The organism is Gemmata palustris (assembly GCF_017939745.1).
Lineage (GTDB): Bacteria > Planctomycetota > Planctomycetia > Gemmatales > Gemmataceae > Gemmata > Gemmata palustris.
The window spans coordinates 2,792,192-2,817,969 of record NZ_JAGKQQ010000001.1; the positions used below are offsets into that span (position 1 = coordinate 2,792,192).

General features: G+C 64.8%; 22 protein-coding genes and 1 pseudogene. 11 read left to right on the forward strand and 12 right to left on the reverse strand.

Translation table 11 applies throughout. The annotated features are described in order from the left end of the window. Positions 1–16: 16 nt before the first annotated feature. Both J8F10_RS11345 and J8F10_RS11350 read right to left on the reverse strand, forming a co-directional pair. Positions 17–1,576 (reverse strand): hypothetical protein, encoded by a 1,560-nt coding sequence (locus J8F10_RS11345; RefSeq protein WP_210653935.1) that lies wholly within the window; start codon positions 1,574–1,576, stop codon positions 17–19. 557 nt (positions 1,577–2,133) lie between these two features. Next, the gene (locus J8F10_RS11350; protein WP_210653936.1) at positions 2,134–4,983 is read right to left on the reverse strand and encodes a M16 family metallopeptidase; all 2,850 of its coding nucleotides are present in this window, start codon (positions 4,981–4,983) and stop codon (positions 2,134–2,136) included. Positions 4,984–5,389: 406 nt separating this feature from the next. Between J8F10_RS11350 and J8F10_RS11355 the strand changes: the two genes are divergently transcribed. Next, positions 5,390–5,881 (forward strand): DUF5658 family protein, encoded by a 492-nt coding sequence (locus J8F10_RS11355; protein ID WP_210653937.1) that lies wholly within the window; start codon positions 5,390–5,392, stop codon positions 5,879–5,881. A gap of 6 nt (positions 5,882–5,887) precedes the next feature. On the opposite strand, the gene J8F10_RS11360 is transcribed toward J8F10_RS11355, so the two are convergent. The 5 genes from J8F10_RS11360 to J8F10_RS11380 all read right to left on the reverse strand — a co-directional run bounded on the left by J8F10_RS11360 (position 5,888) and on the right by J8F10_RS11380 (position 10,738). Next, positions 5,888–6,472 carry a nucleotidyltransferase family protein gene (locus tag J8F10_RS11360; RefSeq protein WP_210653938.1) on the reverse strand — a complete coding sequence of 195 codons (585 nt, stop codon included), beginning with the start codon at positions 6,470–6,472 and terminating at the stop codon, positions 5,888–5,890. A gap of 278 nt (positions 6,473–6,750) precedes the next feature. Next, the gene (locus tag J8F10_RS11365) at positions 6,751–7,854 is read right to left on the reverse strand and encodes an HlyD family secretion protein (protein ID WP_210653939.1); all 1,104 of its coding nucleotides are present in this window, start codon (positions 7,852–7,854) and stop codon (positions 6,751–6,753) included. A 17-nt stretch (positions 7,855–7,871) separates the two neighbouring features. Further along, the gene (locus J8F10_RS11370; protein WP_246523175.1) at positions 7,872–8,585 is read right to left on the reverse strand and encodes an ABC transporter ATP-binding protein; all 714 of its coding nucleotides are present in this window, start codon (positions 8,583–8,585) and stop codon (positions 7,872–7,874) included. Between the two features lie 254 nt (positions 8,586–8,839). After that, on the reverse strand, positions 8,840–9,997 hold the full coding sequence (locus J8F10_RS11375) for an ABC transporter permease (protein WP_210653940.1): 1,158 nt from the start codon (positions 9,995–9,997) through the stop codon (positions 8,840–8,842). 48 nt (positions 9,998–10,045) lie between these two features. Next, positions 10,046–10,738: a CerR family C-terminal domain-containing protein gene (locus J8F10_RS11380; RefSeq protein ID WP_210653941.1), complete on the reverse strand. Its 693-nt coding sequence runs from the start codon at positions 10,736–10,738 to the stop codon at positions 10,046–10,048. Positions 10,739–10,932: 194 nt separating this feature from the next. Here J8F10_RS11380 and J8F10_RS11385 point away from each other — a divergent pair, with 194 nt between their 5' ends. The 4 genes from J8F10_RS11385 (at position 10,933) to J8F10_RS11400 (ending at position 15,632) form a co-directional block, all read left to right on the forward strand. Continuing rightward, complete coding sequence (locus J8F10_RS11385; protein WP_210653942.1) at positions 10,933–12,636, forward strand: alkaline phosphatase family protein; 1,704 nt, start codon at positions 10,933–10,935, stop codon at positions 12,634–12,636. A gap of 630 nt (positions 12,637–13,266) precedes the next feature. After that, on the forward strand, positions 13,267–14,172 hold the full coding sequence (locus J8F10_RS11390) for a DUF1559 domain-containing protein (RefSeq protein ID WP_210653943.1): 906 nt from the start codon (positions 13,267–13,269) through the stop codon (positions 14,170–14,172). A gap of 36 nt (positions 14,173–14,208) precedes the next feature. Next, positions 14,209–14,649 carry a hypothetical protein gene (locus tag J8F10_RS11395; protein WP_210653944.1) on the forward strand — a complete coding sequence of 147 codons (441 nt, stop codon included), beginning with the start codon at positions 14,209–14,211 and terminating at the stop codon, positions 14,647–14,649. Further along, entirely contained in the window at positions 14,646–15,632 is a 987-nt protein-coding gene (locus J8F10_RS11400; protein WP_210653945.1) for a DUF1559 family PulG-like putative transporter, read from the forward strand. The genes J8F10_RS11395 and J8F10_RS11400 overlap by 4 nt, the downstream gene beginning before the upstream one ends. A 62-nt stretch (positions 15,633–15,694) precedes the next feature. Here J8F10_RS11400 and J8F10_RS11405 read toward each other — a convergent pair whose 3' ends face one another. Continuing rightward, positions 15,695–16,267, reverse strand: a complete 573-nt coding sequence (locus J8F10_RS11405; RefSeq protein WP_210653946.1) for a response regulator — start codon at positions 16,265–16,267, stop codon at positions 15,695–15,697. Positions 16,268–16,555: 288 nt separating this feature from the next. On the opposite strand from J8F10_RS11405, the gene J8F10_RS11410 reads away from it, so the two are divergent. Next, positions 16,556–16,957: a response regulator gene (locus J8F10_RS11410; RefSeq protein WP_210653947.1), complete on the forward strand. Its 402-nt coding sequence runs from the start codon at positions 16,556–16,558 to the stop codon at positions 16,955–16,957. A 138-nt stretch (positions 16,958–17,095) separates the two neighbouring features. After that, the gene (locus J8F10_RS11415; RefSeq protein WP_210653948.1) at positions 17,096–17,650 is read left to right on the forward strand and encodes a hypothetical protein; all 555 of its coding nucleotides are present in this window, start codon (positions 17,096–17,098) and stop codon (positions 17,648–17,650) included. 263 nt (positions 17,651–17,913) lie between these two features. Here J8F10_RS11415 and J8F10_RS11420 read toward each other — a convergent pair whose 3' ends face one another. After that, complete coding sequence (locus J8F10_RS11420; protein WP_210653949.1) at positions 17,914–18,657, reverse strand: hypothetical protein; 744 nt, start codon at positions 18,655–18,657, stop codon at positions 17,914–17,916. A gap of 305 nt (positions 18,658–18,962) precedes the next feature. On the opposite strand from J8F10_RS11420, the gene J8F10_RS11425 reads away from it, so the two are divergent. Beyond that, positions 18,963–20,522: an RNA polymerase sigma factor gene (locus tag J8F10_RS11425; protein ID WP_210653950.1), complete on the forward strand. Its 1,560-nt coding sequence runs from the start codon at positions 18,963–18,965 to the stop codon at positions 20,520–20,522. Between the two features lie 71 nt (positions 20,523–20,593). On the opposite strand, the gene J8F10_RS11430 is transcribed toward J8F10_RS11425, so the two are convergent. From J8F10_RS11430 to pabB, 3 genes are read right to left on the reverse strand one after another with little or no spacing between them, the layout of a single operon-like run. Beyond that, complete coding sequence (locus J8F10_RS11430) at positions 20,594–21,541, reverse strand: hypothetical protein (RefSeq protein ID WP_210653951.1); 948 nt, start codon at positions 21,539–21,541, stop codon at positions 20,594–20,596. After that, positions 21,538–22,107: a DUF447 domain-containing protein gene (locus J8F10_RS11435; RefSeq protein ID WP_210653952.1), complete on the reverse strand. Its 570-nt coding sequence runs from the start codon at positions 22,105–22,107 to the stop codon at positions 21,538–21,540. Before J8F10_RS11435 ends, J8F10_RS11430 begins: the two co-directional genes overlap by 4 nt. Positions 22,108–22,155: 48 nt before the next feature. Then, a complete protein-coding gene (gene pabB, locus J8F10_RS11440) occupies positions 22,156–23,691 on the reverse strand; it encodes an aminodeoxychorismate synthase component I (protein ID WP_210653953.1) in 1,536 nt (511 codons plus the stop codon). Between the two features lie 150 nt (positions 23,692–23,841). Between pabB and J8F10_RS40765 the strand changes: the two are divergent. The 3 genes and pseudogenes from J8F10_RS40765 (at position 23,842) to J8F10_RS11450 (ending at position 25,603) form a co-directional block, all read left to right on the forward strand. Then, positions 23,842–24,839 (forward strand): annotated as a pseudogene (locus J8F10_RS40765) (IS701 family transposase). 84 nt (positions 24,840–24,923) lie between these two features. Then, positions 24,924–25,349 carry an LON peptidase substrate-binding domain-containing protein gene (locus tag J8F10_RS40770; protein WP_390891137.1) on the forward strand — a complete coding sequence of 142 codons (426 nt, stop codon included), beginning with the start codon at positions 24,924–24,926 and terminating at the stop codon, positions 25,347–25,349. After that, complete coding sequence (locus J8F10_RS11450) at positions 25,265–25,603, forward strand: LON peptidase substrate-binding domain-containing protein (RefSeq protein ID WP_315854233.1); 339 nt, start codon at positions 25,265–25,267, stop codon at positions 25,601–25,603. Before J8F10_RS40770 ends, J8F10_RS11450 begins: the two co-directional genes overlap by 85 nt. Positions 25,604–25,778 lie beyond the last annotated feature (175 nt).

Below are 25,778 nucleotides of genomic sequence, written 5' to 3' on the forward strand. Positions count from 1 at the left end.
GGCACGACCGGCACGATCACCCCTGTTCGCCGGAGCCCTTCACCGGAATACGAATGCGCTGGGGCTTCGGCCCCTTCACTTCGACCACCACAATAGCGTTGTTGTCGATGGCGCCGTACTGGCGCCCGGGGGGCACCGTGGTCTTGAGTTCGTAGTACCCCTGCCCGCCGCGGTCCTCCTTCTTCACCAACTCGTACTTGATGAACCGCGGTTTGCACTCGTCTTCGACCAGTGCCAGTTCCATCCCGGTCGTCTCCGTGACCAGGGTCTCGGTGTGTACGGTCCCGGCGCGGCCCTTGAACGTGGGGATCGTGACGTCGGTCTTGCCGGTCGCCAACCACACCGACCCGCGGACCGTCGCCGTGATCTTCACCGACTGGGGCTTGGCTCCGCCCGCCGTTATGTAGATCGTGCGCTCCATCAGCCCGATATCGAGCCGGGCGTCGCCGATCTTCGGGCGCACGGCGACCGTGACCCGGTACGCGGCCTGCACCTTCGAGAACCGCCCCCCCCTCGCGACCTCTTCTTCCACACTCAACAGGTCCGAATTCGGGAGGCGCTCGATCTTGGTGACCTCGACGAACTGGCCCGGTGCGGTACCGGGCGGCGCCTGGACCTCGCACTTGGGGGTGTCCAGGTCGCCGAACTCCGATTCCGGCCCGCGGGTCGCGGAGAACAAGAGGAACGTGTACTCGCGGTCGCCGGTGAGTTGATTCACTTCACCCATTTCGATCAGCGGGCGCGACACCGCGCACGGCTCGGCGGCCGCGAAATAGATGGAGAACTCGTGGCTGCCCACCTGCTGCGGCGCCCCGTCCACCTGGGTCGCGAAAGTGGCACGCAGGGGAACGTTCGGCTTCTCCGCGACGGAGAACGTGAGCTCCATGATGCCCCACTGCGGCGCCCACTTGTCGGGGGTCGCGGGGGCGGCGGCCACCTTGTACGTGGCGTCGGGGGTCTCACTGAACTTGTGCTTCGTCCAGTCGAGCTTGCTGAAGTCCGCGGCCGGGTCCGCGAGCCCGACCCCGAACGCATTGAACGTGCCGATCGGCAGTGCCGCCAGCGCGGTCCGCTGCAAGTACGCCCGCGTCACCTCCGGCGGGATCGAGGCCAGGCGCCCCCCGCTGCACGCTGAGCAACTCACGCCCTTGAGCTGCATCGTGACCGTGTTCGGGTTGCGGTTCTCGAACCAGAACGCGGCCGACCGCGTTTTCTCCTTGTCCGGCTCGAAGAACCCCGCGAAGACGCGGTCCTGCACGCTGAACAAGAACTTGTCTTCTTTGGACGGATCGCGCGACGGCGCGAGCAGCGGGTACTTTTGGTACCCCGGCACCGACAAGTTCGGCGGGTCCCACATCCGGGAGTTGTTGAAAAACACGAGCGGCGGACCGCTCGAGGCGCTCTTCGCGCCGCCGACCTCCTCTTCTTTCTCCACCGGCTTCTGCGTGTACTGCGCGAAAAAGGTGACGCCGAAAATCACGCCCATCAGCGCCACAATCGGGACCACCACCTTCAGCGTGGACTTCAGCCCACCCGCCGATCCGTTCGTCGCGCTGCTGTTTACGTCTTGGCTCATACCCACAGCTCCGGTGACACATCGAGGCGTCGGTGGATTCTACGTCCCGCGACGGGGAAAGGTTTGTTCTGTTGAAGTGCGGGGCGCCACAAAGGACCACTCCACAAACACCCTTCAAGCCGCGCGGCTAACATTTGCTAACATTTTGGGCTCGGAGCCCGGCGAATCTCGCCAAATCGCACCAACTACTGATATTTCCAGTGAGCGGCGCACGCACGCTCGCGTTCCACCGCTAATATCCGCTGACATTGGCTAACATTACCAGCGCGCCGACCGAGTTCTGCCCTCGAAATGTCACCCCAACCACGAGGCACTTATCGGCGGCACCACATAAGTATACGCAATAACAGTAAAATAATCCAGGGAAAGACACTCGAAGAGGGCTGTCTGACGAGCCGCGACCGCAAGTTGTGCTCGTGCTCCTCATCCGAGCGCGGCCGTGCTCGCAGAGGGCAGTCTGACGAGCCGCGACCGCAAGGGAGCGGGGCTGTGACTCCCGCTCCCTTGCGGTCGCAGCTCGTGACAAACAGGCCACCGGCCGCTCGCCAAAGCACCGGTCACTTCTTCTTTTCCAGCGGCTTGCCGTCCTTACTGATCGCGCCGACCGCGACGAGCAGGAACGTCTTCGGGTCGAGGTGCTTCTTCGCCATCGCCTGCACGTCGGCGGGCGTCACGGCCTCGACCTCTTTGCGATACTTTTCCAGGAAGTCGAACCCGAGTCCGTACCGCTCGGCCGCGAGCAGTTCCCCGGCCACGCCGGAGAGCGTCGTGAACCGGAACGGCAGGCTCCCCAGCAGGTACTTCTTCGCGTCGTCCACTTCCTGCTTGCTCGGCTCTTCGTCGCGGAGCTTGTTCACTTCCTTGAAGAAGCCGAACTTCACATCGAGGAACTTGTCCGGGAACGTCCCCACGAACCCGACAAACGTTCCGGGCTGCTTGCCCGCGGACGAGGCGATGGTCGCGTTCACGGTGTAGGCGAGGCCCAACCGGTCGCGCAAGTTGGACGACAACCGGTCCGTGAACCCGGGTCCGGTGCCGAGCACGTTGTCCATCACGAGCAGCTTGTAGTAATCGGGGTTGTCGCGTGTAACGCCGACTTGCCCGATGTACACGTGGACCTGCGCCGCGTTCGGGTCGCCGACGATCTGCTCGCCGCCGGTCGGTTTGGGCGGTGCGGCCACCTCGGGTGCCCCCAGATCCGACTTCTTCCACTCTTTCGTGAGCGCTTCAATCTTCTTGGTCATCTCGTCGGCTTTGAAATCACCCACGACGGCGATCGTGGCGAAGTTCGGCGCGAACGTCAGTTTGTGGAACGCTTTGCAGTCGGCCGCGGTGAGTTTCTCGACGATCTCCTTCTTGCCCAGCGCGGGGCGCCCACCGGGGTGCTTGCCGTACACGGTGGAGTAAAAGAGCCGGCCGGCCTTCGTCCGCGGTTGCGTTTCCGCGTCCGCGATCGCGGACAACTGCTGTTCGCGCATCCGTTCGAGCGCGTCTTCCGGGAAGCTCGGCGTCTGGATGCACTCGAACAGGAGGCCGAGACCGAGGTCCGTATCGGGCGTGAGCACGCGGAACGATCCGCCACTCGACGAGAGCGAGAGGCTCCCGCCCGTGTTTTCGATCAGGGCCGAAATCTCCTTACCCTTGTGCTTCGCGCTGCCCTCTTCGAGCAAGTTGCCCGTCAGCGTCGCGACGCCCAGCTTGTCGAGCGGCTCGCGCAACCGCACGTCGGCCACTTCGAGCGACGCGACCACGATCGGCAGCCGGTGGTCTTCGAGCAGGATCACGGTGAGGCCGTTCGGCAGCACCACCCGCTTCGCGGCCGTCAGCGAGAAGGCGCCCCCGCCGGGGGCATCAGCTTTAAGCGCGGAGTGCGGAGCGCGGAGCGCGGAGTGCGGAGCGCGGAGCGCGGAGCGGAAGTTCGGCTTGGCTTTCACTTCTTCTGTTCCGCGTTCCGTGTTCCGCGTTCCGAGCTTCCCAGCTTCCTTCGGAATGCTCCACACGATCGCGGACTGTTTACGCACGAGGTACTGTTTGGCGACGCGCTGAATGTCGTCCTTCGACACCTTCAGCACGCGGTCGAGGTAGTCCTGGAAGAATTTGCCCACGTCCTCGCCACCGGGGTACGTGCTGGTCCGAGCGATGGCGTCGCAAAGGCTGTGAACGCTCTCGCGTGAGAAGAGGTACGATGCCAAAATTTTGCGCCGGGCGCGAGCGAGTTCGGCGTCGGTGATCGGCTCGGCGGCGAGCTTCTCGAGTTCGGCGAACGTCAGCTCTTCGGCTTTCTTGCGATCCTTCCCTTGAAGCAGCTCCACGTTGAGCGCGAACCAGCCGGGGTAGCGCCCCGCGTAGTTACCCGCACTCACTTCTGATGCGATCCGTTCGTCTTCCACCAGTTTGCGGTACAGCCGGGATGTTTTACCGCTCGCGAGAATGTCCTGGATCACGTCCAGCACCGGGTCTTCGGGGGTACCGACCGCGACCGTGTTGAACCCGACCATCATGCGCGGGACGTCGAACTTGGACTCGAACTCTTTCCGCGCCGGCTCCTTGCGCTCCGGGTAGAACGCGGGCTTCTTGCGCGGCGGGAGTTCGCCCTTCGGAATCGGCCCGAACAGTGTCTTAATCTTCGCGAGCGCGGCGTCGGCATCGAACCCGCCGACCACGATGATCGAGGCGTTGTTCGGGTGGTACCACTTGTCGTAGTGCCGCTTGATGATTTCGGCGGTCGCCCCGCGCACGTGCTCGGTGAGCCCGATGACCGGGTGCGAGTACGGCGACGCCTTCGGCCACAGCAGCGGCAGCATCGCCTTGTATTCCAGATCCCACGGGCTGTCCTCGTTCCCCGCCAGTTCGGAGATCACGGCCCCCTTCTCCTGCTCGAACTCGTGCTTCTCATCAATGCGGATGTTCCGCATCCGGTCCGCTTCGATGTCCAGGGCGGCCTCCCAGCGGTCGGCGGCGAAGTCGAAGTGGTACACGGTCATGTCTTCGGACGTGTAGGCGTTGTTGCGCCCGCCGTTGCGCTGGGTGGCGCGGTCGATGTCACCCGGTACGAGCTTCGCGGTGCCCTTGAACATGAGGTGCTCGAGGTAGTGCGAGAGGCCCGTCTGGTCCTTCTCCTCGTCCGCGGCCCCGACCCGGTACGCGACCATCGTGGTCACGACCGGCGCCCCCTTCACCGGGAGGAGGTAAACGCGGAGCCCGTTATCGAGCGTGACCGTCTTGAGGTCTTTGAACATCCCCTGCGCGGTCTTCACCAGTTCGGCGTCATTGTTCGATTCGGGTTTGGGATCGGCGGTCCCGCCCGGAGCGGTTGCCGCGTTTAAACTTTCACCACGTGTGGGCGTAAGTGGAACAACTAACGCGAGTGCAACGAGTGGAAACAAACCGAGCGCGAACCGCGACATGATTAGTCCTTCATGACCGGGTAACGGGTTCCCCGCCAGTGTAGCGGTTCCGGCAGGAGAACACACGAAAAGAGCGCATAGTCAAAGAACCACGAAAGACGACCCCTACGGGAGCGAAGACCAATTACACTCTTCCGCCCCGGAGGGGCCGTCTTGCATAGCACAGGGCGGAAGCACTGTGTGTCCTTGACTTCCACCGGGCAACATTGGCGGAAGTGAAGAATTCGACCTAATGCGCTTGCTTTAAGATGAAATTACCGCTAAATTCGTTCAGCTTGCTCTTGCCGCCCAATCACTACTCGCTAGCCGTTTCCCCCCGACGGCGTGACATCGGCAAACCTCAGGCACACCAATTGCATAACACCACGGCAGGCGCATTTGCGCTGCAGACCGGGACGGAGTCGCCATGTTCTGGAAGATCTTCGTGTTGCTCGGGTTAGGCGTGTTTGTGCTCCTCAGCGCCGCAGACTGGGTGTTCACTTTTACTCTATTACGTACTCATCCCAGCGCAATTGAGTCCAACCCGCTGGCGGCAGCGTGCCTGGAACAATACGGGTGGAACGGGTTAGCGGTTTACAAAGCGTTCGGAGTGCTGGCGCTCATACTGTCGGTGGTTTTGATCCTGCGCCGGCGCCCGGTCGTTGCAGCCGGGGTCGTGACGTTCGGGTGCGCGGCCCTGCTCTCGGTCACCACGTACAGTCACCAGATGCTCTGCGACCTGAACCGCGAGGCGCGCGAACTCAAGCAGACCGAGTGGCCCCAAAACGAATTGCGTGCGCCGAGCGCGGCCGACAATTCACCGATCCCGGACCGCTGCTGGTTCGCGGACGACGTGCTGGCCGCAACGAAACCCGCGACGCCGATCGCGACCGCACAAACTCGGCCACACACACGGTAAGTGGATTTACCCACCGGGCGTATCGAAAAGGTGTCGCAATCGGGCCGCGAGCTCCGATGGGAACCGGTCCGGCCAAGTGGTGTCGATCAAGCCGACTTCGATGAAGTCGCGCAGATGCGTCCGGTCCTTGTCGCGGTTCGCGGTCAGCTTCATACGAACGAGCGCTTCGAGTGCGATCACACGGAACGAATCACCTGGTTCGCTCTCGGTCACGTCCGGTGCCTGAAGTTCGTCCGCCTGTTTCACCTTCTCGTTGGCAAAAATGACGTGAACCGCGTCGCGTGCCTTCGCATCGGGGCCGTCAAGAAACATGTCGATGCTGGATGAGTGTCGGTACACGAACCCGGCGGCTTCCATTGCGATTTTCGCCGCGTCAAAATCCGCGCGCCGGAGAAGAATGTCCACGTCCCGCGTATTACGCACCGCCGCCTGATCGACGCGACCGACCCATTCGGCCACCGCGTTTCCACCGATCACGGCATAGGACACATTTGCCCCATTGAGTGCGGCCACGGCACGCCGCAACCGGTCGCGTACTTGCTCCACGGCGAGGGCCACCCTTTCCCAACCGGAGATAGTTGAGTTCATCATCGCACCTCCTCCAACGTGCAGTCTACCAGATTCGCGCCCTTCAGTTGCGCCAAGCACCGGTTCGCTCCCCAGCCCTATCCACGTTTGCAATTTGCCGTGCGAGGCCAGGGTATCCACTGCCTGTGGGCTCTCCTACCGCGCAGAAGCCGGCTACAAAATCAATCAAAACGAGACCGTATGGTGCGGCCTAACACGCATCGGCCAGGCAGCGCAAGCGATTACACCCATCAGGTTGGCGCCGGAAGTGTCGAATCACCGATTCCGGCGCGGGCTGCGCGTCACGGTGCTGTGGTGTCGAGCGACACGTCGAGTTGTTGCCCAACGAACAGCGGCGGGTTCGATACGTCGAGGGCGTAGATCACCTGGAGCACCCGCGTGTCCACGCGCTCGGTGTTCCCTCCGGTGAGCGACTTCTTGGGAACCACATACGGTTCCACCCGGACGAACGACAGCGGGAACCGCGTGCCCGGCTCGCCGCGCGGCGACGCGGACCCGCGTGCCCCCGGTTTGAACCGGGCGATGTCGTTCTCGTCCACATCGACGCGCACGTTCAGCCGGCCCACCGTGCCCAGCACGATAATTGCCTGCCCCGACGCGGCACTGACGTACTCGCCCGGTCGGACGCTCACCTGGAGCACCCGAAACTCGACCAAGTCGCTCTCCGGAATTGGGTTGCGGGTGCGATCGGTTCCCGGTCGGCGCACGCGCGGCGCGGTCACGTGAAGGCGGTCCAGTTCGGTGCGCGTTTGGTCGCACTGTGCCCGGGCCTGCGTCAGCGCGGCGCGCGACACCGCGATATCGAACTTCCACGCCCCGGCGCGCGTCAAATCGAGCGCGGCCTCGGACTGGCGGAGTTGTGCCCGAGCCACCTCGACGGCCATTTGCCGCACCTCGAACGTTTCAGTGGCCCCAACCCCGCTGTCCGTTTCGCGCTTCGCACGCTCGAACTGCTTGAGCTTGTCGGTCAGGTTCGCCCGCGCTTCGAGCACTTTTGCTTCCAGCGGCGGAAGTTCCTCGCGCCGCGGCATTGCTTCCTGTTTTGCGAGTTGAGCAGCGGCACTGTCGCGTGCAGATTCGCGCACCGTAAGTTCGGCACTCATCTGTCGGTCGTCCAGGTCGAACAGCGGCTCGCCGGCGCGAATCCGGTCCTCCACGCGCACGTGAACCGCTTTCACCACTCCGGGAACGTGCGTGCCGACGGCGATGTTCTCCGTCTCCGGCTCGACGATCCCCGCCCCGGCCACTTGCTTGCCGAACGGCGACGTGCCCGGTTCCACCGGGGGGCTCACCGGCGGCGGCTTCTGCTGCGCCTTCGTCATCTGAAGGACCGCGAACGAGAACGCCACCACCGAGAGCGCGGGCAACAGGTATCGAATGACCACCACACACCTCCGTTCGGTTACGCGGGGACCGCGTGCGGTCGGGTTTCTACTTTTTCAATGCGTCCGTCGGCCATCGAAACGATGCGGTCGCCGAAGTCGTACACGCGGCTGTCGTGGGTCACCACCACCACCGCGCGATCGGGCTGAACGGCGACTTCCCGGATCAGTTCCATCACGGTGCGGCCGCTGGACGCATCGAGCGCCGCAGTGGGTTCATCGCACACCAGGAGCCGCGGGTGGTGGACCAGCGCACGGGCGATCGCGACCCGCTGCTGTTGCCCGCCGGAGAGTTGGTTCGGGTACGAGTTCAACCGTGCGCCCAACCCGACCGCGGTGAGCAACTCACCGGCCCGCGCCACCGCCTTCGCGCGGCTCCATCCGGCAATAAGCAACGGAACGCACGCATTTTCCGCCGCGGTGAGGGCGGGGAGCAGGTTGTACTGCTGGAACACGAACCCGATGTTGTCGCCGCGGAACCGCACCTTGCGCCCGTTGCGCATGAGGGTCAGGTTCTGGCCCAGCACGTCCACTTCTCCGCGCGTCGCGTCGAGCAACCCCGCGACGACCGAAATGAGCGTCGTCTTGCCACACCCGGACGGGCCGACGAGGAGTACCAGTTCGCCGTAAGGCAGGTCCAGGGTGATGTCGGCCAGCGCCACGGTCTTCGTGTCACCGGTGCCGAACTCCTTGGTCACCCCGCGGAGGGCAATTGCGGCTTCGGTCGCGGTCATGGGCGGCATCCTCGGGCCGACTGGTGTGTTTGTTCGCACGGCCGGTGTATTGTCCGGAGAGTAGTCCGCTCGCTCCGCGAGCGGGTCTTCGGCGCCAGCGTTATTAGGTGCGTCCTCTAGTTCGGGAGCCAACCGCTCGCGGAGCGAGCGGACTACTCTCCGGGGCTTCGACTTCCTGTGCTACAGGTGCGGCGCTCCGACTCGGGGGAGCAACCGCTCGCGGAGCGAGCGGACTACACTCCGGACACCGCCTGTTACCGGAACACGACCGCGGGTTCGAGAACCAGCACGCGGCGCAGGCTCACGGCGGCGGAGATCGTGATGATGACGGCCACCGCCCCCGCCGTAATCGCGAGCACCTGCCACGGGAAGTGGAACGCGGGCGGCGCGTTCGTCACCACGCGCTCGAACACGTACCCGAACAGTGCGGCGCCACCGACGCCGAGTCCGTACCCGATCGTGCCGACGACGATCGCCTGGAGCATAATCATCTGCACCAGGCGCAGGTTGCTCACGCCCATCGCCTTGAGCGAACCGAACTGCTTCAGGTTCTCGACCGTGAACAAGTAGAACGTCTGCCCGGCGATCGCGCACCCGACGAAGAACCCCAGCGCCACGGTGATGCCGAAGTTGATCGGGATACCGGTCCGCTTCAGGTAGTAGCCGATGGTGGTCCAGAAGAACTGCTCGTCGGTCAGCGCGCGCAGGTCGCCGGTCTGTTCCTCGATCCGCGAGCACAGTGTTTCTGGAGTAATGCCGTCTTCGGCCTTCGCCAAAATGAAGGTCAGCGTTTTCCGTTCCTGGGGGACGTATTTAACCGCTTGTGTGTAGGTGCAGTACAGGATCGGGAAGGTCTGGAACGTCGGGTTGCACTTCGCCAGGCCGACGATCACCGCGCGCTTGTCGTTCATCTCGATCGTCTTGCCCGGGCGGAACGGTTCCTTCCCGTAGAGGTAGCGCCAGCCGAACTCGTCCATGATGACCGCGTCCGGTCGGCGCAGGTCTTCCAGCTTGCCGTGGAGCAGCTTCCCCTGTTCGAGCGCCGGGGCGCCGACCAGCGTGGCGTCGTCCACGCCGAGGATGATGACCTGTTGGAAGTTGCCGTCGTCGAGCCGGGCGCGGCCCATGCCCTTGTACAGCCGCACGGCCCAGCGCACGCCCTCGACCCCGCGGACCCGGTACAGAGCGTTTTCCGAGAGCGGCTTGGTGTCGTCCACGAACTGCACGTTCCGGTCCATCACCCACAGGTCCGCGCCCTGGATGTCGCGGATCTGGCTCGTGGTGTTCCGCATCAGCCCGCAGAAGATCGCGCTCTGCTGGGCCATCAGGAGCGCGGCGAAGCTCACACCGAACACGATGCCGAGGTACTTCGCCTTGTCCCCGGTCAGCATCTTGAGCGCGACCCAGTTCATGTGTCACCCGTCACAGGTCGTGTGATCGAACGTCGGAACGGCTCTCGGTCACTTCTTGGCCTTCGACTTGCGGGTCGTTGCCGCGCCCGCACTCGATTCACCGATCGGGTCCGCGTGCCCCAGCGCCGCGAGCGAGAACCGGATCACGTGGTCCGCGACCGCCGTCGCATCGAGTGCGGCCACCGCTTCCTTACCGAAGATCAGTTCGGAAACCGGGCGGTTCTGCCGGTAGAAGAGGCACTGGCCGATGACACTGAACCCGGTCATGAGCAAGTTCTGTTCGTCGAGGTGCGGGAGCAGCTCTCGGAGGATCGCTCGCAGCGCGAACGCAACGGGCTGAATGAACTCGGAGACAACGACGTGGGCCGCTTTACCCGGGTCGGCCATCTCGCGCATCATCAACTTCATGGCCGACGCGCTGGCCGGGGTGTGCATCCGGGTAACCATCTCGCGGATGAACACACGCAGTTTTTCGACCGGCGGGGCGTCCGCCGGGATCGGGAACGAGTCCATCCGCGCCGCACAGACGTGTGCCCGCTTCACGCACTCGACGTACAGCTTTTCCTTGTCGCCGAAGTAGTAATTGACGGCCGCGATGTTGGCCCCGGCCGTGCGGCATATGTCGCGCACGGTGGCCCCCTCGAACCCGCGCTCGGCGAACGCATCCTGCGCGGCCGCGAGCAGGCGCTCGCGGGCGTCGGCTTCGTCGTCGGGGGGCGCGGACACGGGATCGGGTGTCATCGGAGGCCGCGGATGTTAAACAAGCGTTTCAATCGATTGATTGGAAGATATCAAACGTTTGTTTCATGTCAATCGGGAAATTCCAAAAGGTGGACGGCTCTCGCCCGCGCACGGTCGGGGCGCGTTATCTGCGGCCCGGGGCGCGGGGTGTTGATAAAATGTGAAGACCTGCCTACCATTCGGAGACTCCTCTCGTGCGCTTGTTCTCCCTCCTCGCTGCCATCTTGCTCGCGCTTCTGCTCCTCGCGCCAGACACCGTGGCCGAAGAGCCCGCGCGCCCGCGGCTCGTCGTGCTGGTCTACTTCGACCAGTTCCGCGGCGATTACCTCGAGCGCTGGAAGGACGAGTTCGGGGAGGGAGGGTTCGACCGCATCACCGGGGACGGCGCGTGGTTCCTGAACTGCCACTACCCCTACGCCTACACGGTTACCGCCGCGGGGCATGCGTCGGTCGCCACCGGGTGCGCGCCGGCCGTTCACGGCGTCATCGGGAACGACTGGTACGAGCGCTCCGTTGGGAAGTCCGTCAACTGCGTCGGGTCCGATCGCCACGAACAGGTTCCGGTGCGGACGCTCGAGGGCGCCGATAACGACGAGAAGAAGGGCGCGAAGGGCGGTGTGTCCCCGGACCGCATGCTTAAGCCGACTATCGCCGACGCCATCAAGTTGGGCACCGATGGGAAGGGAAAGGTCGTTGCGCTGTCGCTCAAGAACCGCGGCGCAGCGCTCCCGGGCGGGCGGGCACCGGACGCCTGTTACTGGATGGACGGCGGAACCGGCCTGTTCGTCACGTCCACGTACTACCGCGAGGTGCTGCACCCGTGGGTCGCGGAGTTCAACAAGACCAAGCCCGCCGAGCGCTGGCGCGGCAAGACGTGGGACCGGTTCCGCACCGACCTCGATTACGCCAAGTTGAGCGGCCCGGACGACATCGCGGGTGAGAGCAAGGGCGCCGCGGGCCAGGGGCGCGTGTTCCCGCACCCGTTCGAGCCGAAAGACCCGAAGACGAAGCCCGCGTACCTGAGCGCGGTCTATACCTCGCCGTTCGGGAACGAGTTGCTCCTCGATCTCGCCGAAAAAGCGATCGCGGCCGAGGGCCTCGGGACGGACGACGCCCCCGATTTGCTGTCGCTGAGCTTCTCATCGAACGACGCAGTCGGCCACGCCTGGGGGCCGGATTCACAGGAAGTGCTCGACGTGACGCTGCGCTCGGACCGCATCATGAAGCGGCTCCTGGACGTGCTCGATGCGAAGGTGGGGCGCGGGAAGTACGTTCTGGCGATGACGGCCGATCACGGCATCTGCCCGCTCCCGGAAGTGAGCCGCAAGCAGGGCAAGGACGCGGCCCGCGTGCAGCCCGCGCTCGCGGCGAAGGTCGAGGCGTTCCTGGTCGAGAAGTACGGGAAGGGCGCTGCGAAGTGGGTGGAGGCCGCGTCCGGTCCGTGGCTGTACCTGAACGCGAAGGCGGTGAAAGCGGCCGGGGTCAAACAGGCGGATGTTGAGGAGGAACTGGCCCGGTGGCTGGTGAAGCGCGACGGAGTGGAGGCCGCGTACACTCGAACGAGCCTCGTCGCGGGCGCCGGCCCCGTGGACGCAACGGGGCAGATGGTCGCGCGGTCGTTCCGTGCGGAGCGGAGCGGCGACGTGTACGTCCTGTTGAAGCCGTACCACCTCCCGACCGCGGTCCTCGATACGGGCACGACGCACGGGAGCCCGTGGGAGTACGACACGCACGTCCCGCTGGTCGTCTACGGCGCGGGCGTGACCCCGGGCATGCGCAAGGAGCGCGTGACCCCGCTCGCGATGGCCGCGATCCTGTCGACGGCCGCGGGGGTGAAGCCCCCGACCGGGGCGACCGCGCCCGTACCGACCGGGCTGTTTACCCCCGTGCGGAAGTGATGCCAAGTCGCGTTGATTGGTGATGTTCTGTAGCCGCGCTGTGAGGCCGGGGAGCCACGGATTGGGGGCGTCCCGGCCGCACAACAGATTGCAAACGTGGATAGCACTGGGGAGCGAACCGGTGTTTTGGTTGTGCCCTCTCCCCTTGCGGGAGAGGGCCGTCGCGCTTCGCGGCGGGGTGAGGGGTTGCTCCCACACGCCGGGGCCACCCCTCACCCGGTTCGCAAAGCCTCACCGCCCTCTCCCGCAAGGGGAGAGGGCACAACCCAAGTACCGGCGCGCCCACGTTTGCAATCTGTTGACAGGGGCCGGCTACAGAAGAACGACTCTTCCATGCGATCTGCTCTCATCACCCGTGAACCGATCGCTCTACACTTCCACGTCCGGGCGCCTGACCACATTGTGTCCTTGCGCGGGCAAATTATGCGCACGCCCGAGTCGCTATACTTCACGAAGCGAAGACGCGAACGAATTTAAAACCGCCCGACCCGCTTGAAGGCGTTGGTCGCCTCGCTACTGCGTTTATCATCAACGACGACCGAGTTTGCTCAGCTCCGGACGCCCTCTCTCGTCCCGCAATGCAGCTCTCGACTGGTTCTTCTTTGTCACCTTCTGCACCCGGAGTGCCGTATGAACCGGCGGACCCGCCGCGCGTTTACGCTGATCGAGTTGTTGGTCGTGATTGCGATCATCGCGATCCTGATCGGGCTGCTACTCCCCGCCGTCCAAAAAGTGCGCGAAGCCGCAGCCCGGATGAAATGCACCAACAACCTGAAGCAACTCGGGTTGGGGCAGCACAACCACGAGTCGTCGTTCGGCTACTTCTCCGGTTCGCTGGACAAGAACCCGCCGGCCGAGCGGTCGTGGAGCATTCCGCTGCTCCCGTATGTGGAACAGCAGGCGCTGTTCAGCATGTACGACCAGACCCGCCCCTGGTTCGACCCGCCCGCGACGAGCAAGAACCAGGCGGTCATCTCGGCACAATTGTCCGTGATGATGTGCCCGTCGTCTCCCGTCCCCAATCGGCTCCAAACCGGGGTCACCGATAAGGGCAAGGCGTTCACCTGTTGGGCCGGCGATTACGCTTCCTGCCGACAAGTGAAAGCGGACATTGTCGCCGCGGGCATCGTCCCGGTGGCCGGCGACGGGTTGCTCGGCAAGGACGTGAACCGCAAGCCGCTCGAAGTGACCGACGGGCTGTCGAACACGATCATGTTCGGGGAGCGGGCCGGCGGACCGCAACCGTATGTCAACGGCAAGCCGAACACCGCGGTCGCGCCCGGCAGCGGGTACGGGTGGGGCGCGCGGGCCAACTACATCCAGTTGTCGGGGTACCTGAGCGACGGGGTGACCGCGCCCGGGCCGCGCGTCATGAACGCGAACAACGACGAGTTCTACAGCTTCCACACCGGTGGCGGGAATTTTTGCTTCGGCGACGGCTCGGTGCGGTTCGTCCGCGAGAGCGTTACGGCCCCGACGTTCGCCGCGCTCCTGACCGCGATGGCGGGCGAGGTCGTTGCGTCGAACGATTACTGACCCCGCGCCCACCTCGGATCTCAAGAGGGTTCACGAATGCGGTTCCGTTTCGGGCGAGCGGTCGTCCTCGCACTGATTGCCCTCGCACCATCGGCGTGCGAGAAGAAAGAAACCCGCGTACCGGTCTACCCGGTGAGCGGAAAGGTGCTCGTGGGGGGGAAACCGGTCGCGGGCGTGATGATCGTGCTGCACGCGGCCGACGGCACCCAACCGGCCCCGGCGAAGCCGAACGCGAAGACCGCGGCCGACGGGACGTTCCGCCTCTCGAGCTACGACCCGCAGGACGGCGCGCCCGCGGGCACTTACGCGGTCACGCTGTTCTGGTTCAAGAACAACCCGGACGACGACGGCTCGGCGGACCGGTTTAAGGGCAAGTACGCGAACCCGGAAAAGCCGGCTCGCACGGTGACGATCACGGCCGGTCCCAACGAACTGCCGGTCTTCGAGTTGACGCGCCCCGACGGAGCCACGGGATGAATCGCGCCGGTTCCACCTACCGTTCTCGAACGGGCGCGGCACGAAGTGAAATCGTCGTCGCGTTCGGGCTCGTTGTGGTCGTTGCGGGCCTCGTGCTCCCGACGGTTCAAGCGGCCCGCGCCGATGCCGCGCGGGTCCAGTGCCGGGACAATCTCCGGCAACTCGGGACCGGGTTCCTGGAGTTCGAGAAGGTGCAGAACGGGTTCCCCGCGCGCCGACTGAAGAACCCGAAGAGCGGGTGGGGCGCGGAACTCCTCCCGCACATCGGCCAAGCGGAACTCGCGAAGGCGTACAGCTTCCGCTACGACTGGTTCGACCCGGTCAACAAGGCCACGTCGGAAACGGTGGTGAAGGCGTTCGTGTGCCCCGCGTCGCCGAAGGACCGCGCGCTCACCTGCTCCGACGTCGCGTCCCCGGGGTCGCGCAACACCGATCGGACTACGAAGTTCTCGGCGAAGGGTGCGCCGTCCGACTTCGTGGCGGCGAACGGGTTCAAGGTGCCCGCCACCGGGTACGGGATCAACTGGCCGTACCCCACCGGCGCTGCAGACAACAACCAGCACCAGGCGATGATTGATGACGCGCACCTGCCGGTGAACAGGATCACCGACGGGTTGTCGTGTACGGTCCTCGTGATCGAGCAGGCCGGGCGCCCGCAGAAGTGGGTGAACGGCACGCGCGGGCGCGGGGCCGGCGATGACGAAGCCAACGGGAACGCGCGCGGGCTGTGGGCCGGGTACGGGGCCATTCCGTTCCACCCGGTCGATCGGGCCGATGGGACTTCGCCCGGTCGGGGAGACACCACCGATTGTGTGGTGAACTGCAACAACCAGCACAGCGTTTACGGCTTCCACGCCGGCGGGGCGCACGTGCTGTTCTGCGACGGGTCGGTACGGTTCGTGGGCGAGAATCTCGACGGTCGGACGTTCGCCCTCTTGGTCACTCGCGACGACGGCGAAGCGCTCGGCACGAACGATTACTGAAGGCCGGTGCGATCGGGAACAGATCGCCCGCCTTCTTCGAGGTGCGTCCGAAAGTGCGTTCTTCAGACCGGGCGCGTGTCCGGGGTGGAGCCCGGCGAGAGTAAGGGGGACTCGCCGCGAACCGCCCGGAACCGGTCCAGAGCGGACCGCAGTGTGGTCATGTCGACCGGCTTCACCAGGTGGAAGTGGAACCCGGCCAGCGCGGTCGCGGTGCGGTCTTCCCAGTCCCCCAGAGCGGTCGTTGCCACGAGCAGGAACATGCGGCGCCCCGCCAGCGCACGGGCACGAGCTGCGACCTCCAGGCCGTTCACCTCGGGCATGCTCAGATCGAGGAGCAGGACGTCCGGCACTTCTTCCGCGAGCGCTTTGAGTGCGGCGACCCCACCGTAGCAGATGCGTGTCTCGCACCCCAAAACCTCGGTGAGCGCCGCCAGTGCGTCGGCCGCGTCCACGTTATCGTCTACCACCATGACCCGGAGCGGGTGGTGCGGATCGTCTTCGAGCGCGCCAGATACGAAGGGTCCGTGAGCGTGCGCCGGCCACAATGCGCCGGTCGCCACCTGAAACACGGACCGGGCCGGATCGCGCAGCGCGATACGGTCCGATTCGGACGGCTGATCGTCTGGGGGCAGCATAGACGGACCCAGTTCCGTGCGGGCGACACACTTCCGTGCAATCTGATTGTAAGCGATTCGCGGGCCACAACGGAACGTTTTTGTACCCGCAGAGTCCGAGATCTCGAACTCGGACATTACTTAATCGGACTAATACCAGAGATGAGAATGTTCTGAATGGGGCAGGATTCGTCGCACATTTGCAGAAGGGAACCACAATTCATGTCATGGCGTAAAAGTGCGACGGTGCGCGAATTGCAGACGGGTTGGCCTCCAGTGTAATCCCGATTCCGATGGAGCGAAAGCCCAATGACCATCTCTCCGGACCCAACAGTGTTACTGGTGGACGATTCGTCGTCGGTCCGTGCCGCCCTGGGCGCGATGCTCACCCACCACGGCTACGTTCCGCGCCCGGCCCGTAACGGCGCACACGGAGTCGAGGTGTACCGGGCAACTGTGGGAGTAGTCGCTGCCATCTTGGACGTCCAAATGCCAGTTATGGACGGCCCGGCGACCTTTGACGCGCTCCGGGCACTCGATCCGAACTTGCCGTGCGTGTTCGTGAGCGGCGATACCGCGCCGTACACCGAGGCCGAACTACTGGCGCGCGGAGCATTTGCCGTATTGGGTAAGCCGGTCGATCTGGACCGACTCGGCATAATTTTGGCCGCGATCGCCCCGCGCGCCGTCCCTCCCGACACGGGCGCGTGAGGGCACGTTCCCACTTTTCTCAATTTTGATCCGAGCGCGCACCGGTTCGGGGACAATAGAACGCGAGTTGTGATGGCGCGGGTCCGCCGGTATCCTGCCGGAGGTCCCGCTCGACGTTCCGCTCGGAGGAGTTTCACAATGTTGACGTGCCTAACCCTCTCCCTGGTTCTTGCCGCCCCCGTACCGGCCGGCGAGACGCCCGCCCCGCTCGGCCCGGTCCCGCGCTTGCTCAGCGTGAAGCCGGACGCCGACGGCAAGATCACCGTACCCGTGGCCCGCGCCGAAAAGCAGCAGGGCGGGGTGGTCGTGATCGGAATCAACGGGAACCCGAACGGGGGACAGGCTCAACTCGAAATTCAGCAAGATGTGGCCAAGTCGGTCCCGCTGACCGAGGTGAAGGAACTGAAGGTGTACACCGCCGACGGGAAAGAAGTGACCGTGGCCGACGCGATGAAGAAGCTCGCGAAGGGCGGAACCGTGGTCGTTTCGGCCGACGGGAAGAAGATCGATTCGCGGCACCTCAAGTTGTTCCGGGACGACGTGCTCGTGTTCGTGTCCCCGGAGCTGGCCGGCCCCGGACCGAACGCGATGCCGGGCGGGAACTTCGCGGTTCCCAATCTCCAGTTCCAGATCGTGCCCGCGCTACCGGTCGTGCCCGCGGCCCCCGCCGTTCCGCCCGCGCCCGCGAAGTAAACGTCACACGAACGCGAACGGCCCGGGGAGTTGATCCCCGGCCCGCGTCATTTCTGGGTAAGTGTTTCTCAGCGCACCGAAGAAGTGCCCACCATCTACCGGGTCGTTTCGCCACGAACGGGCCGCGCGAACACGGCGGTGAACCGTGTGCGCCTCATTTCGGGACCGTCGTAGCGGGTTGAAAAGGCCGCGACCGCGCGGCAAGCAACCCTTTGTATCGATCAGCGCACAAAAGAACAAATTAATAGTGACGCTCGTATTCTTCACCGGAGCCATTCGATGGGAATCGGCAGCGCGAGCAACTCTCGACGCGACAGCGGCCGGCGCGCGGTCGCGTAGACGTTCGCGCCGTAGAACCGCACGGCTTCCGCATCGGGGGAGGTGTGGCCCCAAATCTGGCGCTTGTGAATCACGTCTCGAATGCGTGACGGAGGTGTAGGGCCGATCGGCGCCACGGTCACGAGTTCCCACTGCCCGTTGAGGAACAGGCACATCTGCGTCTTGTTCAGCACCACGCGACGCGGCGGTTCCGGCTCGCGGCGCTTGCGCGGAACGTATCGACTCGCGCGGAGCAAACCCGATTTCGGGCAGACGTACCACTGATAGCGGTAGTCACTCGTGCGCAGGGATTGGCCGTAATTGCGGTAGTGTGGTTGACCGCGGCACGGCTCGCCGTCGATCAGAATTACGTCCGCAACGACGTACTGGAATAGGTGCGTGATGATGTGCTTTTGAACGACGTTGCCGCGATCAACGAACTGGCAGATTTCCGAGTAGATTTTGTTCCACGGGCGCCCGACGTTCGTTTCGAGGAACCGGCGGAGCGGACCGAGGTGCTCGTTGAAAGATTTGGTCCCGTGTCCGTAACTGCTTTTGATGCCTTCGCGTTGGGGCGGGTCTTCGTACCTTTTTAGCTGCTTGCGGTAGCCCTTTCCGGGCCAACTCTCCGCGCGCCGGCGACCGAGGCGCGGGCGCTCGACCAACACTTTTCCCATGTCCGCCCGCATGACTCCTCCTTTTAGGGTCACACAAATGGACACCCATCACACTCCCGTGGTTCGGGCAATTCACGCTCGCTCCGTTTGGCGCCCGGCAGAAACGCGGGTCACGAAGCACGGCACGCGGCTCCGAAACCGCAACCCGAGCGACACCGCGGTGCGCGAATTGGTACCGTGGGGCGCCGCGGTCGTGTACCGGCCCTGCCGTACAACGCAAATATGTCACTTCCGCGGCCCGAGTCGCTCACCGAAAATATTGCGTAGAACTCCGCCCCCGGCGGGCACTACTCCTCTGACCCGACCGCGAGGCGCCCGTGACACCGCGATCCCTGTGTGCCGTACTGCGAACCCTCACCGATACCGGCCCGCCGGTGTCGAACGCGGAACTGCTGCGCCGGTTCCAAGCGAACGACGAACGGGCGTTCGCGGAACTGGTGAAGCGGTACGGGCGGCTGGTGTGGACCGTGTGCCGGAGCTTGACCCGCTCCGAGGCCGACGCCGACGACGCCTTCCAAGCCACGTTCCTCGTGCTGGTGGAAAACGCCAAGAAGGTCCGCGACGCGGGCAAACTCTCGGCCTGGCTGCACGGCGTGGCCTACAAGGTCTGCGCGAAGGCCCGGCGCTCGGCCGAACGACGGAGTTCGCGCGAGCGCGTCGTCGCGCCGCGGGAGGGCGCCGGTTCCGCCGTGCCGGATTCGGCGTGGGACCGGGCACTGGCGGCAGTCCACGAAGAGGTGGCCAAACTGCCCGAACCCCTCCGCGTCCCCTTCGTGCTCTGCTGTTTAGAGGGCACGGGCGTGACCGAAGCCGCCGAGCGCCTCGGCTGGAAGCTCGGCACGCTCTCGGGGCGGCTGACCCGCGCCAAGGACACCGTCCTCGCCCGGCTCGACAAACGGGGGCTGGCCCTCGGTGTCGTCGCGGCGGTCGGGGGCGCCACGGTGCCCGCGGAGGTCGCGGCGAAGGCCGAAGCACTGGCCCGGGTCGGGTTCACCGTTCCCGGTTCGATCCATCAACTATCTCAAGGAATAATCGGTATGAGCACGACGTCTGCAAAAATTCTGGTCGCCGCCGTCGTGGTGGCGTGCGGCCTGGGGTTGGGCGCCGGCAACGGTTGGGTGGGGCGCGCTAAGGCGCAACCGCCGGGAGTCATCGAGGAGCAACAGCGCATGCTGGAGGAACTCCAGCAGAGAGAGGCGGTGTATCGGAAATATGGGGCCAACCAGCGGTTCGAGGCGGAGAAAAAAGCGGACCCGGACACCTTCAAGACGGCCAAGAACGAGTACACCCTCGTCACCGTATCCGAGCTGTCCCCGGCGAAGTTCCGCGCGCTGTTGGAAGAGCGCGAGAAAGGCGGGTGGGAATACTGCGGCACCACGCCGCTGAGCCAACCGGAACGGCTGGTGTGGGTCTTCCGCCGACCGGTGAAGCAAGCGACCGTGACTTTCAGTAGCCGGGACGTTCCGAATGTGACGAACTGGCCGGCGGACCCGGCCAAGCCCTACACGCCCTCGAAACCGGGTACGAAGGACGTGACGAACTGGCCGACGGCTCCGGTCAAACCCTTCCCGCCCTCCAATCAGGGGCTGAAGTCAGAGGACGCGAAGGCCATTGAAGCGGAACTCGCCCGACTGACAGCGAAACTGGCGGAGATCAAGAAAGCCGAATCCGCCAAGCCGCTCGAAGTCAAGTTCGACAAAGCGAGTTCGCCGCTCGATCCGGGTGTACTCGCGTCCGTTCTGGCGGACCTCGGCCAGAAGAAATTCGGTAGGGGTGGGAAGTTCAACGTCGCGAACGTCAACGGCGTCGTGACCGTCTTCGGGGATAAAGACGTGATCGATTGGGCCACCGGTGTCGTGAAGGCACTGGCCAAGTGACGCGAACCGACGGCGGCTCATCGGCGCCTTCTGTGCCAATGAGCCGTACCGCTTTTGGCGATCACTTCCTCTCAATTCGTGCCCGTTTGGTCCGTGCGATGACCGGCAGAAACGCGCGTGACGAAGCACGGTACGCGGCTCCGAAACCGTAACACGAGCGACAACGCGGTGTCGCTATCGGGCGCAACCGCGAACACGGTCGGCCCCCACGAACTCTGACCCACCCCGCGCACGCCGCACGCACGCACGTCCCGGATCAGCGCCGCGATATCGGACGAAGCGTACTCGCCCCCCTGGGCCGCGCTGAAAGGCTCGCCCGCCTTCCGGTTGAACTCGTGAACCGCGTCGCCGAACGTATCAATGTCCCCGCGTTGTGCCGCGGGCAGAATCGCGGTTTCGGCCAGTTGCCGGAGCGCCTCCGGATCACCGGGGACCGCGGTCGCGAACGCCTGGCGCTCGTTGGGTCCGTGCCAGTGTGCGGCCACTGTGGGCGTAAAAAGCACCACGCGCCATTCATCGGGTAGTGAAACGCGCGCGAGCAGTGGCGAAATGTCTTCCCCCGGCAATTTGCCGCGATCAATGAGTAACCCGCCCCGATCGAAGCCGTAGACGCCGATCGCGGAGCGCTCCCCGCGCCCGATTCGCGCTGCGAGTTCCGTTGAGGACACCTCTTCTTCCCCGCTTGCTGTTGCAATTGCCTTCGCGACAGCCAGGCCGAGTTGCGTCCCCACGCCGAGGCCGGTGTGTTCCGCCGGACAGCGCTCGACCAGCACCTGAAACGGCCGGCGGCGCTCTTCGGGCAGCGCGAGCATGAAGCGCATCGCAAAGATTTGTGCCCGGCTCGCGAGCGGCCCCTCGAACTGCCAGGAGTCCGCGGGCCGGACGGTCACAACCACGCCGGGGTGATCGATCATCAGCCCCGCGCCGCCAAAGGCCCGCGCACCGGCTTCTAACTCGCCCACAACTGGCACCCGAAACAGCCCGAAGTGCAACCGGCTCGGCGCGACCACGCGAATCATCGACCCGCCTCCACATCGCGCAACTTCGCTTCGAGCAAGTCCATTGCAGCGCGCTCATCCGGTCCGCCGGTCTTGCCCACAATTACGCGGAGTTTAGCAAATTCCGCAGCGACCTCCGCGAGCGGCAGGATGTGCAAGCGCGTCGCAAAGATCGCGGCTTCGACGACCGCGTGCTTCGCGCGGTTGAAGCCGAAAAAGTCGCGCGTGTGCCCCGCGTGAACCACCTCGGCTTCCAAACTCACGCGCTCGCCGGTCGCGTCCACCGACGTCACCACGAACTCGAAGTGCCGGCACGAATCGGCCAGCACAAACCCGCGCACGCGATCGGCCGGGCGCGTCGCGGGCACGATACCCACGGCCCCAATTGCGGCCTTCGCCAAGAGTAGCGCGTCATCGGTCACGTGGAGCACGCCCTCGCGGTGGCGGAGCAAGTTCTGGTACGTGTTGGACGTCGGGAACGGCCTCAGCGTGAACCGCGCGAAGTCCGCGGTCACGCGCGGCCCCATCGGGGCGAGGTGCGGCGCGCCGGTGCCGTCGAGCGTAGTTACGAGGCCTTCGAGGATCATAGTAATCCGGGCGAACGGCCGGTGTCAGCCGGCCGGTTGGAGAGTTTTTCACCGGCCGGCTGACACCGGCCGCTCGCCCGTTCCCTCCAGGCTCCGCAACAGTCCGGCGGCCTTGTGCAGCGTTTCTTCGTACTCGCGTGCGGGGTCACTATCGGCCACGATTCCCCCGCCCACGGGGAACTGCACCCACCCGCGGCCCGCGGTGAACGTCCGGATCAGGATATTCGTGTCCATCGCGCCGTCGAACCCGATCCAGCCGAGGCTGCCACAGTACGGCCCGCGTGCGGTCGGTTCCAGCTCCGCGATGATCTCCATTGCCCGCACTTTCGGCGCGCCCGTCACGCTCCCACCGGGAAACGTCGCTCGGAGCAAATCGAGCGGATCGAGACCCGCGCGGAGTTTCCCGCGAACTTCCGAAACGAGGTGGTGTACAAAACGGAACGTTTCCACTTCGCACACGCGCGGCACCTTCACCGACCCGAACTCACAAACCCGGCCGATGTCGTTGCGGAGCAGGTCCACGATCATCACGTTTTCGGCCCGGTCCTTCGGGCTGGAGGAGAGATCGCGGATCAGGGCCGCGTCCTCTTCGGGCGTCTTCCCGCGCGGGCGCGTGCCCTTGATCGGTCGCGTTTCGACTGCGCCGTCGGGGTGGACACGCAAGAAGCGTTCCGGCGACGCGCTGAGGATCTGGAACTCGCCGAGGTCGAAGTACCCCGCAAATGGCGCCGGGTTGAGAGCACGCAGCCGGCCGTAGAGTTCGAGCGGGTGCTCGCGGAGCGGCGCGAGTAACCGCTGCGACAGATTCACCTGGAAGCAATCGCCCGCGTGGACATATTCGACTGCGCGCCGGACTGCGGCTTCGTAACCGGCGCGGTCGAAGTTGCTCGTGACCCCGGGGAAACCGGGAAGCGGGTATTGCGGTTCGAGTAGGATGTCATTCGCCGGATTATCGCACCCCAAAAAGTCTGTGACAGCAGGCTGCGTGTGTTCGGATCGCAATAAGCGAAGTACCTCATGGAGCCGCTTCTCGCGTCGACGCTTTCGCGTACCCCGATCCGACTCGGGATAGCCGTGGGAGAGAAGCCACGCACGGTTCTGCTCATGGTCGAAGCTGATGACCCAATCGTAAATTCCGAGGGCCTCGTCCGGCGAGTCAATATCGCGATAACGACGCGACCCATCCAGTCGCGCCTCAAATGCCCCACCCAACTCGTACCCGAGCAGTGCAGCAATACCGCCTTGAAATGGCGGCAAATTCGGTACGGCTGCGACTTTCCACGCTGCGAGTTGGGACGACAGTTGCGTAAACCGCGGGAAGAGGGACCGTTTCGGGGCCTCCAACGCATAGGGTGGAAACAATTCGGCAGTGTCCCACCCCGGTGGATCGGCGCTCACATACGAATAGCGCCCGCGGTCGGCGTGCTTTTCGGCGGAGTCGAGGAACAGCAAGTGCGGGAGGTGCGATAGCTTGCGTGCGACGGCCCACGGGTCCGGGGGCGGAACGAGTTCGACCGCGAGTGGACCGCCCGGCGCTGTCGGCACGGGCACCGCGTCGAACTGGAGTGAGGGGCCGGGGTCCATACAGTGAAGTATACAGCGCGCGTCCGGTGGCACACTGCGAGCCAGTGATGACCTCCCATGCAGAAAAAGAACTTTGACAGGATTTAGGTGTTACGCAGTGCAGCGTTTTTGGTCCTTGCGCGAGCGGCTCGTTGGGCCTACGATCGTGTCATGAGCGTGCCCAAGGTGTTTCCGCGTGACTACATCGAGTTCTTGATCGCGACCCCGAAGGCGTGCTCGGGAACGGAGGCCGCGCGGGTGCAACCGGAACAACCGGACCCACCGGCCCACGACGCGTTTACCCGACTGCTGACCCGGTTGGAACCCGATCCCGACACCCTCTGGGCCGACGCGCAAGCCCAGGTCCGGCGGGACGACGGGGTTCTCGTCGTGGACGACTCGACCCTGGACAAGCCGTATGCCCGGTCCATCGAATTGGTCACCCGACACTGGTCCGGCAAGCACCGCGCGGTGGTCCAGGGGATCAACCTGGTGTCCCTGCTGTGGACCGATGGGGACCGACACATCCCGTGCGACTACCGCGTGTACGACAAGGCCGATGCTCGGACCAAGAACGATCACTTCGGGGACATGATTCGGACCGCCTACGCGCGGGGTTCGCCCCTCGGTGCGTGGTGTTCGACGGCTGGTATAGCAGCCTGGAGAACCTGAAGTTGATCCGCAACTGCGGGTGGACGTGGCTCACCCGGCTCAAGTCGAATCGGCTGGTGAACCTCGACCGTCGGGGCACGCGAGCCCTAGCGGACACGGCCATTGCAGCCACGGGCACGGAGGTGTGGTTGCCCGGGTTCGGGTTGGTGAAGGTATTCGGGATTGCCACCCCAAACGGTGGCACCGTGTACTGGGCCACCAACGACCTGGGGATGGGCGACCTGACGCGGTTGCAATTCGCCGACTTCTCCTGGGCCATCGAGCACTACCACCGGGGCATCAAGCAATGCACCGGCGTCGAGAGGTGTCAGTGCCGCACCGCCCGAGCCCAGCGGAACCACATCGGGCTCGCCCTGCGTGCCTTCCTGCGGTTCGAGGCCCATTGCTTCGCAACCGGTATCAGTTGGATTGAAGCCAAGACCGCAATCATCCGGGACGCCGTCCGAGCCTACCTCGCACGCCCCTGTATTGGCTTCCCAAGCCATCGCACTGCGTAACAACTGAGGATTAACAGGATCGACAGGATTCAAAAACAACCGTGCGTGGTCTTGATCCGGTTGATCCTGTTAATCCTGTCAAAAATGTTTCTTTGCATTTCACCGGCCGGCTTACACCGGCCGTTCGCCGACACATCAGGCGAATGCGCTCTCGACTGGCTCGGAGCCCGGACGCGCTTATACTTACGACGCCCACCACACCTCTCGGCGGGTCCGTCACATGAACGAAGACGCGCTCCGCGGCTTCACCGGCGCCGTCCGGCTGTTCCCCTCCCGAACCTCGTGCTGTTCCCGCACGTCGTGCAGGGGTTGCACATTTTCGAGCCGCGGTACCGGCAAATGGCCGCCGACGCGCTCGCGGGCGACGGACTGATTGCGATGGCGCTCCTGCGCCCGGATCAGGACGAACCGGCCGACTGGCCCCGATCGAACCGGTCGTGTGCATCGGCCAGATTGTGTGGTCCGAGAAGCTCGCGGACGGGAAGTACAACTTGCGCCTCCGCGGGGTGAGCCGCGCCCGCATCGTCGCGGAGCTGGACCACGAAGTGCTCTACCGCACGGCCCGCGTGGAACTCATACCCGAGACCGCCCCGGACGACCTCGCGCGACTCACACACCTCCGCCGCACCCTCGCGTCGGCCGTGCTCCCGCGGTTCGACGGGGACGCGCCCGCGAAGCGGCAACTCGAAGAACTCTTCGACGGCGACATGCCACTGGGCCAGGTCTGCGATGCTCGCGTTTCGCGCCGCTACCGGTCGAACTGAAAAATCGCTCCTCGCGGAACCGCACGCGGACCGGCGCGCGACGGCGATCGCGGACGCGCTGCGCGTCTCGGCCGCCCGCGCCGACCGCCCGTTCCCCCGCCGTTTAGTGCGAATTAGTACCCGGGGTTTCGTGTTTCGTATAACTCACCCCACGGTCATTGGCTGAAGGCCGACA

Bases quoted from the DNA above. Each gene is read 5' to 3' on its own strand.
- J8F10_RS11345 (WP_210653935.1), bottom strand. From the start codon at position 1,576: ATGAGCCAAGACGTAAACAGCAGCGCGACGAACGGATCGGCGGGTGGG.
- J8F10_RS11350 (WP_210653936.1), bottom strand. From the start codon at position 4,983: ATGTCGCGGTTCGCGCTCGGTTTGTTTCCACTCGTTGCACTCGCGTTA.
- J8F10_RS11355 (WP_210653937.1), top strand. From the start codon at position 5,390: ATGTTCTGGAAGATCTTCGTGTTGCTCGGGTTAGGCGTGTTTGTGCTC.
- J8F10_RS11360 (WP_210653938.1), bottom strand. From the start codon at position 6,472: ATGATGAACTCAACTATCTCCGGTTGGGAAAGGGTGGCCCTCGCCGTG.
- J8F10_RS11370 (WP_246523175.1), bottom strand. From the start codon at position 8,585: ATGACCGCGACCGAAGCCGCAATTGCCCTCCGCGGGGTGACCAAGGAG.
- J8F10_RS11375 (WP_210653940.1), bottom strand. From the start codon at position 9,997: ATGAACTGGGTCGCGCTCAAGATGCTGACCGGGGACAAGGCGAAGTAC.
- J8F10_RS11380 (WP_210653941.1), bottom strand. From the start codon at position 10,738: ATGACACCCGATCCCGTGTCCGCGCCCCCCGACGACGAAGCCGACGCC.
- J8F10_RS11390 (WP_210653943.1), top strand. From the start codon at position 13,267: ATGAACCGGCGGACCCGCCGCGCGTTTACGCTGATCGAGTTGTTGGTC.
- J8F10_RS11395 (WP_210653944.1), top strand. From the start codon at position 14,209: ATGCGGTTCCGTTTCGGGCGAGCGGTCGTCCTCGCACTGATTGCCCTC.
- J8F10_RS11400 (WP_210653945.1), top strand. From the start codon at position 14,646: ATGAATCGCGCCGGTTCCACCTACCGTTCTCGAACGGGCGCGGCACGA.
- J8F10_RS11405 (WP_210653946.1), bottom strand. From the start codon at position 16,267: ATGCTGCCCCCAGACGATCAGCCGTCCGAATCGGACCGTATCGCGCTG.
- J8F10_RS11410 (WP_210653947.1), top strand. From the start codon at position 16,556: ATGACCATCTCTCCGGACCCAACAGTGTTACTGGTGGACGATTCGTCG.
- J8F10_RS11415 (WP_210653948.1), top strand. From the start codon at position 17,096: ATGTTGACGTGCCTAACCCTCTCCCTGGTTCTTGCCGCCCCCGTACCG.
- J8F10_RS11420 (WP_210653949.1), bottom strand. From the start codon at position 18,657: ATGCGGGCGGACATGGGAAAAGTGTTGGTCGAGCGCCCGCGCCTCGGT.
- J8F10_RS11430 (WP_210653951.1), bottom strand. From the start codon at position 21,541: ATGATTCGCGTGGTCGCGCCGAGCCGGTTGCACTTCGGGCTGTTTCGG.
- J8F10_RS11435 (WP_210653952.1), bottom strand. From the start codon at position 22,107: ATGATCCTCGAAGGCCTCGTAACTACGCTCGACGGCACCGGCGCGCCG.
- pabB (WP_210653953.1), bottom strand. From the start codon at position 23,691: ATGGACCCCGGCCCCTCACTCCAGTTCGACGCGGTGCCCGTGCCGACA.
- J8F10_RS40770 (WP_390891137.1), top strand. From the start codon at position 24,924: ATGTTTCTTTGCATTTCACCGGCCGGCTTACACCGGCCGTTCGCCGAC.